Source organism: Dactylosporangium cerinum (assembly GCF_042653625.1).
GTDB lineage: Bacteria > Actinomycetota > Actinomycetes > Mycobacteriales > Micromonosporaceae > Dactylosporangium > Dactylosporangium cerinum.
In genome coordinates this window covers 58,941-72,652 of the sequence record NZ_JBHSIU010000081.1, presented here as the reverse complement: position 1 = coordinate 72,652, position 13,712 = coordinate 58,941, and the positions used below count along the sequence as shown (strand labels likewise).

The following is a 13,712-nucleotide window of genomic DNA, read 5'->3' as shown; positions in this document are numbered from 1 at the left end:
GAACCCAGTTCCCGCAACCGAAACGACGACCCCGCCGAAGATCATGACAAAGCACTACTAGTAGCCCTTCCACTCTTCGCGGGCGTACTCGAGGATGCGCGGGTCCATCAGCGTGGACGGCGGCACGGAGATCCGGCGCCGGTCGACGGGGAAGGTCGTGGCCGCCCGCAGCACGTCGGCGTCCAGGAACCGCAGCGCGGACGGCGGCGCCACCGAGAGGGCCGGGGCGGTGCCGGGGGCGGCGAGGAAGAAGCCCCAGTCGCCGAACGACGGGACGTCCACGTGATACGGCGCCGTCGCGAACCCGGCCTCCCGCAGCGACGCCTCCACGCACCAGTACGAGCGCTGCGCGAAGTACGGCGAGCCGGACTGCACCACGACCCGGCCGCCGGGGGCGAGTGCGCGGCGGACCATGGCATAGAACTCGACGGAGTACAGCTTCGCGGTGGCCGTCTCGTCGGGGTCGGGCATGTCGACGATGATGGCGTCGAACTGCGGCGGGCCGTCGCGCAGCCAGGCGAAGGCGTCGAGGTTGAGCAGGTGGACGCGCGGGTCGTCGTACGCGGCGGCGTTGAGCGCCCGCAGCCGTGGGTCGGTCCGGGCAAGGGCGATCACGGCGGGGTCGAGCTCGACCTCCGTCACCGCCGACACGTCCGGATATTTCAGGACTTCGCGGAGCGCCAGGCCGTCGCCGCCGCCGAGGATCAGGACCCGGCCCCGGGTGCCGGCGAGCACCGGATGCACCAGGGCCTCGTGATAGCGGTACTCGTCGATCGAGGCGAACTGCAGGTCGCCGTTGAGGAACAGCCGGACGTCGGCCCCGTCGATCGAGGAGGTGAGGACGATCTCCTGGTAGCGGCTGTGGGTCGCGTAGACGACCGGGTCGGCGTAGAGCTGCTGCCGCGCGGTGACCTCGAACGGCGCGGACACCCAGTACGCGAACCCGAGCACGGCGAGGACCGCGAGCGCGCCACCGGTCAGCGCGGCGCCCGCGCGGCGGCTCAGGTCGCGCCGGAACACGGCGAAGACCACGACCACGCCGATGACGGCGTTGACGACGCCGACGACCAGGGCGCCGCGGAGCTGGCCGAAGACCGGCAGCAGCAGGAACGGGAACGCCAGCCCGCCGAGCAGCGCACCGACGTAGTCGGCGGCGAACAGGTCCGCCACGGCGCTGCCCGCGTCCTGCCGCCGGATCCGCTGCAGCAGGACCATCAGCAGCGGGATCTCCGCGCCGATCAGGGCGCCGAGCAGCAGCGCGACGGCGACCAGCGCGGGCGCGTACAGGTCCAGCCACGCGAACGCGGCGTACAGCCCGAGGACCGACAGCCCGCCGAACAGCGCGAGCAGCAGCTCGATCCACGCGAACGCGACGAGCGCGTGGCCCTGCAACGGCTTCGCGGCCAGCGCCCCGATACCCATCGCGAAGACCATCACGCCGAGCACGATCGACGCCTGCGCGGCCGTGTCGCCGATCAGGTAGCTGCCGAGGGCGACGAGCGCCAGCTCGTACACCAGGCCGCAGGCGGCGCAGACGAACACGGCCGCCAGGACGGCGGTGCGCCGGAACCGGGTCACGGAGCCGGTCGGCGGGACGAGCGGATGCCCAGGAGCAGCGCGACCGCGGCCACGAGGAGCAGCCCGCCGGCGACGCTGAGCAGCACCCACCGGTCGCGGAGGAAGTCGCTGCCGCCGGTCGCGACGGGTGCGACGCTGCCGGTCGCGGCGGGCACGGGCACGGGCGTCGGCGCCAGGCCCGCCTCCTGGGTGAGCAGCGGCAGCGCGTCGGCGGCGACCAGGATCGTGGTCGACGGGTCGTCCAGGAGCTTGCCGGTGCCGGCGCCGAGCCGGTCGAACGCGGCCGGGTCCAGCCGGCCGGAGTCGCCGAGGGTGCTCCTGATCGTGTACGTGGCGGAGTCCTCGGACTCGCTGCTCTCCGGGTAGTAGCGGACGTTGGCCTGCACCTCGACGTATTTCGCACACTTCGCCGGGTCGTCGGTGACGGCCTTGCCCACGCCGAGGTTCGAGCCGACGTTCACCGTCGACGTGGAGGTCTGCAGCCGCCAGCCGTAGCAGACGCCGTGCGCGGCGGTGGCCCTGGCCAGTCCGTCGACGACCGACTGCTGGTCCGCGGCGACGGGCACGTCGACCCCGGTGCCGGAGTCGCCCAGCGACCCGTAGCACGACACCCCGCACACCACGACGACGAGCGCCACGAACGCCCAGAGCCACCCCTTGTGCAGCCCGCCCGACCGGGTCGCGGCGGTTGCTGTGTCAGGCGTTTGCGGCAGGGGTACGAACGGCGCCTGCGCCTGATCCGGCTGCGCAAGGGGTGCCGGCGGCGCGAGCGCCGCAACCCCGGGCTGCTCCCGCGCCCCGGCGCCCGATGGTTGCGGGGGCACAGCGACCGGTGGCTGCGGGGCCCCGGCCGGATCCGGTGGCAGGGCGAACGCCGGCTTCGGGGCGGGCGCGGGCTGCTGCGGCACCGCGGCGGGCGGTGCGGACGCGGGCGCCTCCGGTGCCGCGCCGGGCAGTGCGAACGCCGGCTTCTCCGGCTCCTGCGGTGCGCCCATCAGAGGATCGCCGCGGCGATGATCGCACCCACCGCGAGGTGGACCACGGCGCTGATCCACACCGCCGGGTGCGGCTCGGGGTGCACCAGCAGCTCGCCGAGCTTCCCCGGCGTCGCCATGTCCAGCACGACGAACGCGACCGTCATCACCAGCAGCCCGATCAGCCCGTAGCCGGCGGTCGAGCCGATGCCGCGCAGGAAGTCCCCGTCGCTGGCGACGATCGCCGTGGTCGCGATCGTGCCGACGGCCACGAGGTTGGAGGCGAGCAGGATCGCGGCGTTGGCGTTGCGCTCGTGCCAGATGAGGTGCCGCAGTGAGCCGGGGGTGGCGAGGTCGACGAGGACGGCGCCGATCCCCATGAGGGCGATGCCGACCGCGGCGTAGCCGAGGGTGACCGCCAGGTCGGTGACGAGATCGAGCATGTCGGTCTACTTTCCGGTGCCGGGGCCGCCACCGCGGCCGCTGTTGCCGTCGCCCCGGCCGATCCAGCCGTTGCCGACCACACCGGAGTAGCGGCGGTACGCGGTCCGCAGCCCCTCCACGAGGATCAGCGTGCCGGTGCCGTTCGGTTTGAGCACGACGGAGTCGTTGGAGTAGCGCAGGTAGACGCCGGTGCCGTCGGCGTACCGGCCGGCCGGGGACCAGGCGCGGGTGATCTCGTCCGCGACCCTGGTCGGGGACTTGGCGCTGGTGTAGGCACGGGCGTCGGTGCCGATGTCGCGGGACGCGGCGCGGCTGTAGTGCTTGGCGACGTAGGACGTCGGGGAGAAGTTGCCGGAGCAGGCCGTGAACCCGCCGATGACCAGCCCGATCGAGGCGAGACTCGCGGCGAGGACGTACCAGATGCGCTTCATGCGGATGTCACCGTCGTCTCGGTCGTGACCAGTTCGCCGGTCTGGGGGTAGGCGTGCGCGGTCCACCACGCGGCACCGCCGGGGACGGCCCGGGCGGCGAGGACCGTCAACGCGTCACGGTCGCCGGGGAACACCCCGGCCAGGACGTGCTCCTCGACCGTGGCGCGGCGGCGCAGATCGGCGACGGCGGCGTCGAAGTCCGCACCGGCCAGGCGCCGGACCGTCGCGGTGAAGCGGTAGCCGGGCTGCTCGAACGCTTCCGGCATCCGCGCGGTGACCGCCGGCAGGCACGCCACGGTCTCGTCGACGAGGGCCGTCCCGAGTGCGTGCGGCTCGAACCGCACCTGATGGGACGCGCCGAGCAGCCGCAGGACGACGACACCGGCCGGCAGCGTGACGCGCATCGAGCGCAGCGCGGGCTGCGGCGGCAGGCCGAGCGCGAACCGCAGATCGGCGGCGGTCGTGTCGGTGTACGGGGTGTCCAGGGTGACGAGCACGCTCAGCTGCCCGCCGACCAGACGCGGACCTCGGCGCGCCGCAGCGGCTCGCCGCGCCCGACCTCCCACCGGTCGGCCTCGCCGGGCCCGGCGTAGGACTCGAACGACAGCAGCGCCCCGTCGGCGGCGGCGTAGTCGACGTACTTCGCGGTCCCGGCGGCGTGCAGGCCGGTCGTGCCGGTCGAGGCGAACCTGGCGGTGCCCGACTCGTCCCTGGTGTACCGCCGCCCGTCGAAGTCGACAGTCGCCGCGCCCGGGCTCACCGTCGCCGACGGCACCTCGTGCCACAGCGCCAGCTCCAGGTCGGGGTCCTCCTCCACGGACAGCCACACCTTGGGCCCGCCGGCCGCGTCGTCGAGCAGGTGCTCGGCCCAGCCCCAGGACTGCTCGGTGTAGTGCAGGCTCCCGCGCACGGTGTACGCCTGCCCCTTGATCTCCACCGTGTCGCCCGCGGTCAGGGCGCGCGGGTCGCCGCGCAGCATGTCGGCGTCGGTGTCCCGGAACGGGTCCTGCGCCTTCGCCGGCTCCCGCGGCGGTCGGCGGCGGCGCAGGAGGACCGCGGTGAGGACCGCCACGGCGGCGAGCAGCACGACGACGAGCACGACGAGCAGGGCGGTCACAGAGGTCCTTCGGGCGGGGAAGATCCGGTGGGCGCTGAGGGTATCAACCGCTTCGGAGTTCCGCCTGTCGTGATTGCGCCATTGTGCGCGCGCCGGTTGCGGCGGGTGCTTACGGTTGATCAATGGTTGACTCCCAGCAGCGGGCCGATCAGCTGGTCGATGTGCTCGTGAGCGAGTTCGGCGAGCTGATGGCCCAGGACCCCGCCGCGTTCCGCCGCAAGTTCCGCAAGATGGCCGCCACGCCGTTCGCGTTCTACCGGGGCAGCGCCTGCGTCTACTACGCCGACCTCAACGGCCTCGCCGACCCGTTCCTCGACGAGCGGACCTCCGGCGTGTGGATCCACGGTGACCTGCACGCCGAGAACTTCGGCACCTACCTCAACTCCGAAGGCGTCCTCGTCTTCAACGTCAACGACTTCGACGAGGCATACGTCGGGCCGTTCATCTGGGACCTGAAGCGGTTCGCGGCGAGCGTCGCGCTCATCGGCTACGCGAAGGCCCTCTCCGACACCGTGATCGGTGACCTGGTCGCCGGCTACGCCCGCACGTACGTGTCGGAGCTGCGCGCGATCGCGGCCGGCGGTGAGGAGGCGATCGGGTCGCTGACCCTCGACACCACCGACGGCGTGCTGCGCGACGTGCTGCAGCGGGCCCGGCTCAACACCCGGGTCGCCCTCCTCGACGAGCAGACCGTGATCGAGGACTACGACCGCCGCTTCGCGATGAGCGACGGCGTGTACCTCGTCGACGCGCCCACCCGGGCCGAGGTCGAGGCGGCGTTCGCGGCGTACCTGCCGACGCTGCCGTCGTGGGACGGTTCCCACTCACCGCAGTACTCCATCAAGGACGTCGTGATGCGCAAGGGCGTCGGGATCGGCTCGGCCGGGCTGCCCTCGTACAACGTCCTCCTCGAAGGCCACACGCAGGCCCTGGAGAACGACGTCATCATCTACATGAAGCAGGGCCAGACCCCGGCGGTGTCCCGCTGGATCACCGACCCGAAGGTGAAGGCCTACTTCAAGCACCAGGGCCACCGCACCAGCGAGTCGCAGCGGGCCCTGCAGGCGCACGCGGACGCGTGGGCGGGCTACACCGAGCTGCGCGGCGTCGGCCAGGTCGTCGCCGAGGTGTCGCCCTACGCCGCGGACCTGGACTGGAGCGACGTCAACGAGCTGCCCGACCTGACCAGCGTGGTGAACTACCTGGGCCGGGCGACCGCACGCATGCACTCCGTCGCCGACGACGAGTCCAGCCACGACCTCGTCAACTTCTCCACCGAGGAGGCGATCGTCGCCGCGATCTCCCGCGACGAGGACGGCTTCGTCGACACCCTGGTCGACTTCGCCCACTCCTACGGTGCCCGGGCCCGCGCCGACCACCAGATCTTCGTCGACCTGTTCCGCAACGGGAAGTTCCCGGGTCTCTAAGCTGGGACGTATGGCGCGGATCGAACGACTGGTGACCTCTGGGACGTTCTCGCTCGACGGCGAGACGTTCGACGTCGACAACAACGTCTGGATCGTCGGCGACGACACCGAGGCCGTCGTCATCGACGCGGCCCACGACGCCGCCGCGATCCTGCACGCCGTCGGCTCCCGCCACCTGCTCGCGATCGTCTGCACCCACGGCCACGACGACCACATCGACGCCGCCCCGGAGGTGGCGCTGCGCACCGGCGCGCCGATCCTGCTGCACCCCGGGGACCTGCCGCTGTGGCATATGCGCCACCCCGACCTGGAGCCGTCCGCGACCCTCGCGGACGGCCAGGTCATCACCGTCGCCAGCACCGACCTGACCGTCCTGCACACCCCGGGTCACAGCCCCGGCGCCGTCTGCCTCTCCGCCCCGGCCCTCGGCGTCGTCTTCACCGGCGACACCCTCTTCCAGGGCGGCCCGGGCGCCACCGGCCGATCATTCTCGGACAAGCCGACGATCCTGGCATCGATCCGCACCCGCCTGCTGACGCTGCCCCGCGACACCGTCGTGCACACCGGCCACGGCACCGACACCACCATCGCGGCCGAGTCCGGCATCTGATCAGCCGACCGCCAACCAAGGCATACGGGGCTGCGGAACAAACGGCCACCTTCGGCTGGTGTCCCCCAAGGCATAGACCGGCTAGGGTGCTCCATAGCCGTGCGGACCTACCGGGAGCGGCTTGCCGTGGACATCATCACCCAGGGTCCAGGCAGTTGGGTGAGATGCAGGTCAGCGTTCCCGGTGCGGGGCCGGTCGGGGTTCAGGCTGTCGGGATGGCAGAACCTGGGCTGCCCGTGACCGGGTCGAGCTGTGTTTCACCCCGACCTACTCATCCTGGGCGAACTCGATCGAAGCGCACCTCGGACCCTGACCGTTCGGCGGTCAGCGCAACCCGTCCACCTGCTCTACGCTGCCGTGCTTGTGACCGTTGTGTCGATGCCGTGCGAACGCTGCGGCCAGCCCGGCTACGCCGCCGGTGCCGAGTTGTTGTGCGCGACCCACGGCGGGGTCCCGGACGCCGCCGAGGTGCGGGCGCTCGTCGACGCCGGCGGCCCGTCGCCGCTGTGGCAGGTCGCCACCGCCGGGTTCGTCCTGCTCGGCGTCGCGCAGGTGGGGTTGCAGGCGGTCAACATCTGGGCCCTGCGCCGCGCCGGCGCCGCCCACCTCGGCATGCTGCCCGGCGCCGACGACACGTTCCGCGCCGCGGCCGAGGCCGGAGCGCTGGCCCGGGACGGGCTCTGGGCGTGTCTCATCCTGTTCCTGCTGTGGTTCCTGATGATCGGCGCGGTCGCCGACCGCCTCGGCTTCGACCGGCGTGCCGTCCTGCGGCACTGGACCATCCTCGTCGGGCGCGTCGCCCTCGTGCCGACCCTGGTCTTCGCGGCCCTGTCGGGTCGGCCCGACGGGGCGGACCGGGAGATCGAGAACGCGATCGCCGCCTCCGTCGCCCACATCCTGACCACCGCCCTGCTGATCGCCTACACCGTCGTCGTCTGGCGCCGCCTGCGCCCCGCGCCGCTGCCCGACCTGCTGTGAGCCTCAGGCGCGAGCGGGTTGGCGCATCCACCATTCGGTGAACTCCCGGCACTGCCCGACGCCGTCGAGGCGGATCAGCCACAGGTTGCTGAACACCCGCTTCGGATACGTCGTGACACCCTGGACGACGCTGAGGTCCGGCCCGACCGTCACCGGATGCCACGTGAACGTCGTCGTGCCCGGCTTGTCCCGCTGCGCCAGCCACCGCCGCACGATCGTCGCCCGGCCCCGCCACGGTTCGTCGAACGGCGCCGGGTAGTACGCCGCGTCCAGCGCGAACAGGTCCCCGATCTCGGTGGGGTCGTTGCTGGCCCACGCCCGCACGTAGCCCGAGACCCAGTCGGTCACCGCCTCCAGATCCGTCATGGCACCTTCCTACCCCATCGATGTTTCCGCGGCATCCGGTGCGGCCGCGTTCGGATTCGTTCGGGATCCGGGTGCGGGGACCGGGCGGTGCCGGATCGTCGTCGGTGAGCACATTGCCGGCCGACAGGAGGACGTAGATGGGAACGGGTGTCATGGGTGTGGTGGGCCGGGTGGCGCTGGCCGCCGCGACGGGCGTCAGTGCCGGGGTGATCACCTCGGCACCCGCCTGGGCGGGGCCGTCCGCGGCGGCGGCGGGCCGCTGCGTCATCCAGCACGACCTGTATCAGCAGCCGGTGGCCGCGGTCGTCGCCTACGCCGACGGGGAGGGCTGCCCGACGCCGGAGCATCCGGAGGGCAAGCAGGTGTCACTGAAGGTGTGGCGCAACGACGTGCTGGTCGCCAGCATCTCCGGCAGCATCGCCCCGCACTACGAGTTCTACTGCGTCTACACGACGCCGACGCGGTGGCGGACCAACTGGGACCCGGAGATCGTGCTCAACTGCGGCTGAGGGGGACGCAGTTGACGGCGGCCCCATCCGTTCCGGGTGGGGCCGCCGCGGTCATTGCAGCGCGCCGGTCTCCACCACGGCGCGCAGTTCGAGCGCGTCGGGGGTGCCCAGCTCGGTGTGCAGGCGCAGGGCGCGCCGGTAGTGGTGCCCGGCCCGGACGCTGTCGTCCAGGACCTGGTGGGCGCGGCCGAGGCCGGTGTGGGCGCGGGCCTGCGGATACGGGTCCTCGGAGATGCCGAGGGCCGCGGCGTGGAACGTGACCGCCTCGGACGGGCGGCCGAGCGCTTGCGCCGCCTCGCCGAGGCCGATGAGCGCGCTCGCCTCGCCGTCCCGGTCGCCGGTCTCCCGGAAGACCTCCAGGGCCCGGCGGTGATGCTCCATGGCCTCGGCGGGCCGGCCGAGGTGATGGTGGAGGGCGCCGAGGCTGTCGGTCACCCACGCCTCGCCGAGGCGGTTGGCGAGCTGCCGGTACAGCACCAGCGCCTGCTGGAGGTGGGCCCGGGCCGGCCCGTGGTCGCCGCGCCGGACCTCGGCCTCACCGAGGATGCTCAGCACCCACGCCTCGCCGGTGTCGTCGCCGGCCTGCCGGAACAGCGCCAGGGCGCGTTCGTGGTGCGCCGTCGCCGCCTCCGCGCGGCCGAGCCGGGCCTCCAGCTCACCGAGGTTGCCGAGCACGTGCGCCTCGCCGGTCCCGTCGCCGGCCCGCCGGAACAGCGCGATGGCCTGCTCGTAGCCGTCCACCGCCGAGGTGTAGCGGCCGAACTCCGTCTCGATGACGCCGAGGTTCGTCAGCGCGCGGGCCTGCCCGACCGGGTCGGCCACGTCCTGGAAGAGGTCCAGCGCTTCCCGGAGCAGGTCGGCGGCCGGTCCGGGCCGGCCGACCGCCAGGTGTGTGACGCCCAGGTTGGTCAGCGCCAGGGCGTGCCCGGCCGCGTCGCCGGCGCGCCGCGCGGCGTCCCGGGCGTGGCCGTGCACGATCAGGGCGTCGCCGAGGTGTCCGCCGGTGAGGTAGCGGTACAGGACGGTGGCCAGGTGGACGGTGTGGCCGGGCCAGCCGTGGGCGGCGGTGTGCGCGGCGACCGCGACCAGCCCGGGTCGTTCGATGTCCAGCCAGGCCAGCGCCGTGGCCGGGTCGTCCAGGGCGGGCAGCGCCGCGCCGGGCGGCGGCACGTGCGGCCGCCGGTGCGCCTCGGCCGGGTGCCGGACGTCCATGGCCCGGGCCGCGGCCGCCAGGTAGTAGTCGAACAGCCGGGTCAGCGCGGCGCGGCGGTCGGCGGGGGAGTCGTCGTCACCGGAGCGGTTCGCGGCGTAGGCGCGGATCAGGTCGTGCATGGTGTACCGGCCGGGCGCCGCCTCCTGCAGCAGGTGGTCCCGGCACAGCTCGCGCAGCCGGTCGTGGGCCGCGGCCGGGTCGGTGCCGGCGAGGGCGGCCGCGGCGTGCGCGTCGACGTCCTGCCCGGGCTGCACCGCGACGAGCCGCAGCAGCCGCTGCCGGTCGGCGGGCAGGTCCCGGTAGGACAGGTCCAGCGCCACCTGCACGCCGCCGTCCAGGTGCCGCCGCTCGTGCCGCTCGTCGAGCCGGTCGGCGTGGTCGGTCAGGGTCCAGCCGGGCTTCGCCCGGACGTGCGCGGCGACCAGCCCGAGCGCCAGCGGCAGGCGGCCGCAGCGGTGCGCGACGCGGGCCGCCGCACCGGGGTCCGCGCCGGCGGGGACGTGCGGCGCGGCGGCCGTGAGGAACGTCAGGGCCTCGGCGGCGGTGAACACCTCAAGGGCCACCTGGGTCGCGCCGGGCACGGCCAGCCGGCGCCGGCTGGTGATCAGCACTGGGACGCCGTCGCCGGGCAGCAGCGGACGGACCTGGTCGGCGCTGGCGGCGTTGTCCAGGATCAGCAGGGTCCGGGTGCCGGCCAGGCACTCGCGGAACGCCGCGGAGCGGGCCGGCAGGTCGTGCGGGACCTGCTGGCCGGGGACGCCGAGCAGGCGCAGGAAGCCGTCGAGCACCGCACCCGGCTCGGCGGGTGGCTGGCCGGCGTCGGGATGGAACCCGCGCAGGTCGACGAACAGCACCCGGTCGAGCGAGCTCCCGTGGGCGGCGTGCACGGCGAGCCGGGTCTTGCCGACCCCGGCCATCCCGGTGATCACCACCGGGCGGGCGGCATCCTCGCCGACGGCCTCGCGCAGCAGGTCCAGCTCGGCGTCCCGGCCGGTGAACGCGGCCAGGTCCGGCGGCAGCGTGTCCCAGACCCGGACCTGTGCGGCGGCGAGGGCCTGCCCGCCGACGACCTGCAGCGCCTGCCGCCACTGCGCCGTGTAGCCGGGGTCGGGGTGCAGCGCGGCGACGACCGTGACCACGAGGTCGGCGTTCAACCGCCGCCGGCCGGCCCGGAAACAGTCGACGATCGTGGTCTTGCCGGGCAGCTCGCCGGGCGGGCGCCCGGCCGCGGTCCAGGCCGCGTCGACCCGGTCCTTGATCCGCTCGAACGACGGGTCGCCGGCCCAGACCTTCAGCTGCCGCAGCCGCTCGACGAGCTCGCCGACGGTGCCGGCCGCACCCGGGTCCGGCGGCGCTACGGACATGCCGCCGGAAGCTGCGGGGATGGCATGGCATCGACTGTAGTCCAGCCGGGGTGCGCGTAGGCTCTTGGCTGTGGCCAGGTTCCTCGACGTGCACCCCGACAACCCGCAACCGCGGCTGCTGCAGCAGATCGTGTCGGTGCTGCGCGACGACGGCCTGATCGCCTATCCGACGGACTCCTGCTACGCGTTGGGCTGCCAGCTGGGCAGCCGGCCGGGGCTGGAGCGGATCCGGGACATCCGGAAGCTGGACGACCGGCACCACTTCACGCTGATGTGCCGGGACTTCGCCCAGCTCGGGCAGTTCGTGCAGATCAGCAACTCGGTGTTCCGCCTGGTGAAGGCGGCGACCCCGGGCAGCTACACGTTCATCCTGCCGGCCAGCCCCGAGGTGCCGCGCCGGCTGCTGCACCCGAAGAAGCGCACGGTCGGGGTCCGCATCCCGGAGCACACGGTCACCCAGGCGCTGCTCGCGGAGCTGGGTGAGCCGCTGCTGTCCAGCACGCTGCTGCTGCCCGGCCAGGACGAGCCGATGACACAGGGCTGGGAGATCAAGGAGCTGCTCGACCATCAGGTCGACGCCGTGATCGACGGCGAGTGCGGGGTCGAGCCGACGACGGTCGTGGACCTGTCCGGCGACGAGCCCGAGATCCTCCGGGTCGGCGCCGGCGACCCCGCCCGCTTCGAGTAGCCCAGCAGTTTCGGGTAGCTGAGCGGTGCTGCATCACGTCGAGCTGTGGGTGCCGGACCTGGATCGGGCCGTGCGCAGCTGGGGCTGGTTGCTCGGGGAGCTCGGCTGGACGCAGTTCCAGGACTGGCCCGCGGGGCGCAGCTGGCGGCTCGGCGCGACCTACCTCGTGGTGGAGCAGTCGCCGGCGCTGACGGCGGACCGGCACGAGCGGTGCCGGCCCGGGCTCAACCATCTGGCGTTCCACGTCGACGACCGGGAGCGGCTCGACGCGATCGTCGGTGCGGCGGGTGGGCACGGGTGGTCGTTGCTGTTCCCTGACCGGCATCCGTATGCGGGTGGGCCGGCGCACTACGCGGCATATCTGGAAGACACCGACGGGTTCGAGGCGGAGCTGGTCAGCAGCCGGTGAACTGTCGTGGACCCGACAGTTTGCCGTCCCGGAAATGCGGTGCACGAGTGCGCCCGCGCCGCTGACGGTATCGCTGAAAATTGGCCGACCATTTTTGGTTTACCGCCCGATCGGCCAGGTTCGACGGCATACTGAGGGCGACCCGAATCCCCTTTCTTTTGTGCCGCCGATGGGCGGCGGCTCAACCGTGTCAATCGCCTGGAATGCGTGATAGGTGAGCGCCTACTATTCCGCTGCGGTGCTGGTGCCGGACGCGCTCGGCATTCTTGAGAATGTGGAAATCGGCCGTGAGAACTGAGGAACAGGAGCAGCAGCTGCGCAGTCTCAGTACGCGCGCTGCCCGGACCATCGCGACCACCAGCAAATCCGTCCCGCAGATGCAGGGCGTCACGCCCCGCTGGCTGCTCCGGGCACCACCGGGTCTTCCGCTACGTGGAGACGATGGCGGCAAGCTGAGCATCCTGACCCTGCTGTGGCTGCTCATGCAGGTCATCACGCCGTTCGCGACGAAGGTGCTCAACGGCGACGGCGCGTTCCAGGCCCGGTTCACCTTCTACGCCGGGGTCCAGGTGGTCGCGGCGCTGCTGTTCATGGCGATGGTGCGCACCATCCGCCGGCACGGGCTGTTCCGCGAGGGCACCCCGCCGGGCGTGACGACGGGCGCGCTGATCGCCTCGGGGTCCCTCGCCGCGGCGTTCCTGCTGTCGATCCCGCTGTCGTTCGTGAGCCACTACGCGTATGTCTGGTGGGTGCTCGTCCCGGTGCTCTCCGGCGTTGCCCGCCGCGTCCATCGCCGCCGTCAGCAGGCTCAGCCGTAGATCAGGTCGCGCAGCGTGGGAGCGTGCCGGCGCCTGGCGACCCGTTCGAAGGCCATCCGGGCCGGTGCCAGCAGCCCCGGATGCTGCCCGAGCTGGGACCGCAGCACCTCGTGCGCGGCGGCGCGGACCTCGGGCACCCAGTCGTTCGCCCGCTCCAGCAGGAACGGCAGGTGGGCGGGGCGTAGCGGGCGGCGGCCCATGGCGGTCACGGCGGCCTGACGGACGTGGCCGTCCGGGTGGAGGCTCGCCAGCACCGGGGTGAGGCCCGCGGCGCCCGGGCGCCCGAGCCGCTCGGCGAAGACCGCCACGCTGATCTGGCGGTGCCGGCAGTGCCAGATCAGGCCGTCCAGCAACCGCTCGTCGGCGGTGATGGCGGCCAGGGCGACCCGGCTGCGGCGGCGGGCCCTGGGCGTGCGGCCGTCGATGGTGGCGAGGACCTTCAGCAGCCAGCCGTAGCCGTCCACGTCGCCGCGCCGGAGCCGCCCCAGGAACGGCTCGAGGCGGTTGCGGGTCACGTCGTCCAGGCGCTGGCGCCGGGTCGCCTCGGCCAGCACCAGGCCGAAGCCGAAGAAGAGCAGCCCGAAGACCGACCAGAACGCGGGCTCGACCACGGTGATCAGGGCCGAGGCGGCGGTCATCAGGCCGGCGCAGAACAGCTGGACGTAGACGGAGGCGTCCTTGAAGTACGGTTTCGGTCGGTACTGACGGGGCAGGCCGCGCACGCGACGGATCGTACGTGCCATGACCCGCCCCGCGCGGCCGGGTTTTCGCCGGCTGTTAGCGTCG

The 13,712-nt window shown here is 72.9% G+C and carries 17 protein-coding genes; 8 read left to right on the top strand and 9 right to left on the bottom strand.

Features of this window, described 5'->3' with window-relative positions:
- Positions 1 to 57: 57 nt before the first annotated feature.
- The 6 genes from ACFPIJ_RS48045 to ACFPIJ_RS48020 are packed head-to-tail and all read right to left on the bottom strand — an operon-like array spanning position 58 to position 4,544.
- On the bottom strand, positions 58 to 1,578 hold the full coding sequence (locus ACFPIJ_RS48045) for a polyamine aminopropyltransferase (protein WP_380126202.1): 1,521 nt from the start codon (positions 1,576 to 1,578) through the stop codon (positions 58 to 60).
- Positions 1,575 to 2,573 (bottom strand): hypothetical protein, encoded by a 999-nt coding sequence (locus tag ACFPIJ_RS48040; protein ID WP_380126201.1) that lies wholly within the window; start codon positions 2,571 to 2,573, stop codon positions 1,575 to 1,577. Before ACFPIJ_RS48040 ends, ACFPIJ_RS48045 begins: the two co-directional genes overlap by 4 nt.
- The gene (locus ACFPIJ_RS48035; RefSeq protein WP_380126200.1) at positions 2,573 to 2,995 is read right to left on the bottom strand and encodes a DUF350 domain-containing protein; all 423 of its coding nucleotides are present in this window, start codon (positions 2,993 to 2,995) and stop codon (positions 2,573 to 2,575) included. Before ACFPIJ_RS48035 ends, ACFPIJ_RS48040 begins: the two co-directional genes overlap by 1 nt.
- A gap of 6 nt (positions 2,996 to 3,001) precedes the next feature.
- Positions 3,002 to 3,427: a DUF4247 domain-containing protein gene (locus tag ACFPIJ_RS48030; RefSeq protein WP_380126199.1), complete on the bottom strand. Its 426-nt coding sequence runs from the start codon at positions 3,425 to 3,427 to the stop codon at positions 3,002 to 3,004.
- The gene (locus ACFPIJ_RS48025) at positions 3,424 to 3,924 is read right to left on the bottom strand and encodes a DUF2617 family protein (protein ID WP_380126197.1); all 501 of its coding nucleotides are present in this window, start codon (positions 3,922 to 3,924) and stop codon (positions 3,424 to 3,426) included. The genes ACFPIJ_RS48030 and ACFPIJ_RS48025 overlap by 4 nt, the downstream gene beginning before the upstream one ends.
- 2 nt (positions 3,925 to 3,926) lie before the next feature.
- Positions 3,927 to 4,544, bottom strand: a complete 618-nt coding sequence (locus ACFPIJ_RS48020) for a DUF4178 domain-containing protein (protein WP_380126195.1) — start codon at positions 4,542 to 4,544, stop codon at positions 3,927 to 3,929.
- A gap of 122 nt (positions 4,545 to 4,666) precedes the next feature.
- Between ACFPIJ_RS48020 and ACFPIJ_RS48015 the strand changes: the two genes are divergently transcribed.
- The 3 genes from ACFPIJ_RS48015 to ACFPIJ_RS48005 all read left to right on the top strand — a co-directional run bounded on the left by ACFPIJ_RS48015 (position 4,667) and on the right by ACFPIJ_RS48005 (position 7,559).
- Positions 4,667 to 5,971 carry a DUF2252 domain-containing protein gene (locus ACFPIJ_RS48015; protein WP_380126193.1) on the top strand — a complete coding sequence of 435 codons (1,305 nt, stop codon included), beginning with the start codon at positions 4,667 to 4,669 and terminating at the stop codon, positions 5,969 to 5,971.
- Between the two features lie 10 nt (positions 5,972 to 5,981).
- The gene (locus tag ACFPIJ_RS48010) at positions 5,982 to 6,581 is read left to right on the top strand and encodes an MBL fold metallo-hydrolase (RefSeq protein WP_380126192.1); all 600 of its coding nucleotides are present in this window, start codon (positions 5,982 to 5,984) and stop codon (positions 6,579 to 6,581) included.
- A 378-nt stretch (positions 6,582 to 6,959) separates the two neighbouring features.
- Complete coding sequence (locus ACFPIJ_RS48005; RefSeq protein WP_380126191.1) at positions 6,960 to 7,559, top strand: hypothetical protein; 600 nt, start codon at positions 6,960 to 6,962, stop codon at positions 7,557 to 7,559.
- A gap of 3 nt (positions 7,560 to 7,562) precedes the next feature.
- Here the strand turns inward: ACFPIJ_RS48005 and ACFPIJ_RS48000 are convergent, their stop codons facing one another.
- Positions 7,563 to 7,925 (bottom strand): nuclear transport factor 2 family protein, encoded by a 363-nt coding sequence (locus tag ACFPIJ_RS48000; RefSeq protein WP_380126190.1) that lies wholly within the window; start codon positions 7,923 to 7,925, stop codon positions 7,563 to 7,565.
- 137 nt (positions 7,926 to 8,062) lie between these two features.
- On the opposite strand from ACFPIJ_RS48000, the gene ACFPIJ_RS47995 reads away from it, so the two are divergent.
- Positions 8,063 to 8,434: a hypothetical protein gene (locus tag ACFPIJ_RS47995; protein WP_380126189.1), complete on the top strand. Its 372-nt coding sequence runs from the start codon at positions 8,063 to 8,065 to the stop codon at positions 8,432 to 8,434.
- Between the two features lie 51 nt (positions 8,435 to 8,485).
- Here ACFPIJ_RS47995 and ACFPIJ_RS47990 read toward each other — a convergent pair whose 3' ends face one another.
- Positions 8,486 to 11,011, bottom strand: a complete 2,526-nt coding sequence (locus ACFPIJ_RS47990) for a tetratricopeptide repeat protein (protein WP_380126188.1) — start codon at positions 11,009 to 11,011, stop codon at positions 8,486 to 8,488.
- 70 nt (positions 11,012 to 11,081) lie between these two features.
- Here ACFPIJ_RS47990 and ACFPIJ_RS47985 point away from each other — a divergent pair, with 70 nt between their 5' ends.
- From ACFPIJ_RS47985 to ACFPIJ_RS47970, 4 genes are all read left to right on the top strand, one after another.
- Complete coding sequence (locus tag ACFPIJ_RS47985) at positions 11,082 to 11,699, top strand: L-threonylcarbamoyladenylate synthase (protein WP_380126187.1); 618 nt, start codon at positions 11,082 to 11,084, stop codon at positions 11,697 to 11,699.
- 25 nt (positions 11,700 to 11,724) lie between these two features.
- Positions 11,725 to 12,108 (top strand): VOC family protein, encoded by a 384-nt coding sequence (locus tag ACFPIJ_RS47980; RefSeq protein WP_380126186.1) that lies wholly within the window; start codon positions 11,725 to 11,727, stop codon positions 12,106 to 12,108.
- Between the two features lie 214 nt (positions 12,109 to 12,322).
- A complete protein-coding gene (locus ACFPIJ_RS47975; RefSeq protein ID WP_380126205.1) occupies positions 12,323 to 12,406 on the top strand; it encodes a hypothetical protein in 84 nt (27 codons plus the stop codon).
- On the top strand, positions 12,396 to 12,926 hold the full coding sequence (locus ACFPIJ_RS47970; protein WP_380126185.1) for a hypothetical protein: 531 nt from the start codon (positions 12,396 to 12,398) through the stop codon (positions 12,924 to 12,926). The genes ACFPIJ_RS47975 and ACFPIJ_RS47970 overlap by 11 nt, the downstream gene beginning before the upstream one ends.
- Here ACFPIJ_RS47970 and ACFPIJ_RS47965 read toward each other — a convergent pair.
- Complete coding sequence (locus ACFPIJ_RS47965; protein WP_380126184.1) at positions 12,917 to 13,648, bottom strand: HEAT repeat domain-containing protein; 732 nt, start codon at positions 13,646 to 13,648, stop codon at positions 12,917 to 12,919. The genes ACFPIJ_RS47970 and ACFPIJ_RS47965 overlap by 10 nt on opposite strands.
- Between the last annotated feature and the right edge of the window lie 64 nt (positions 13,649 to 13,712).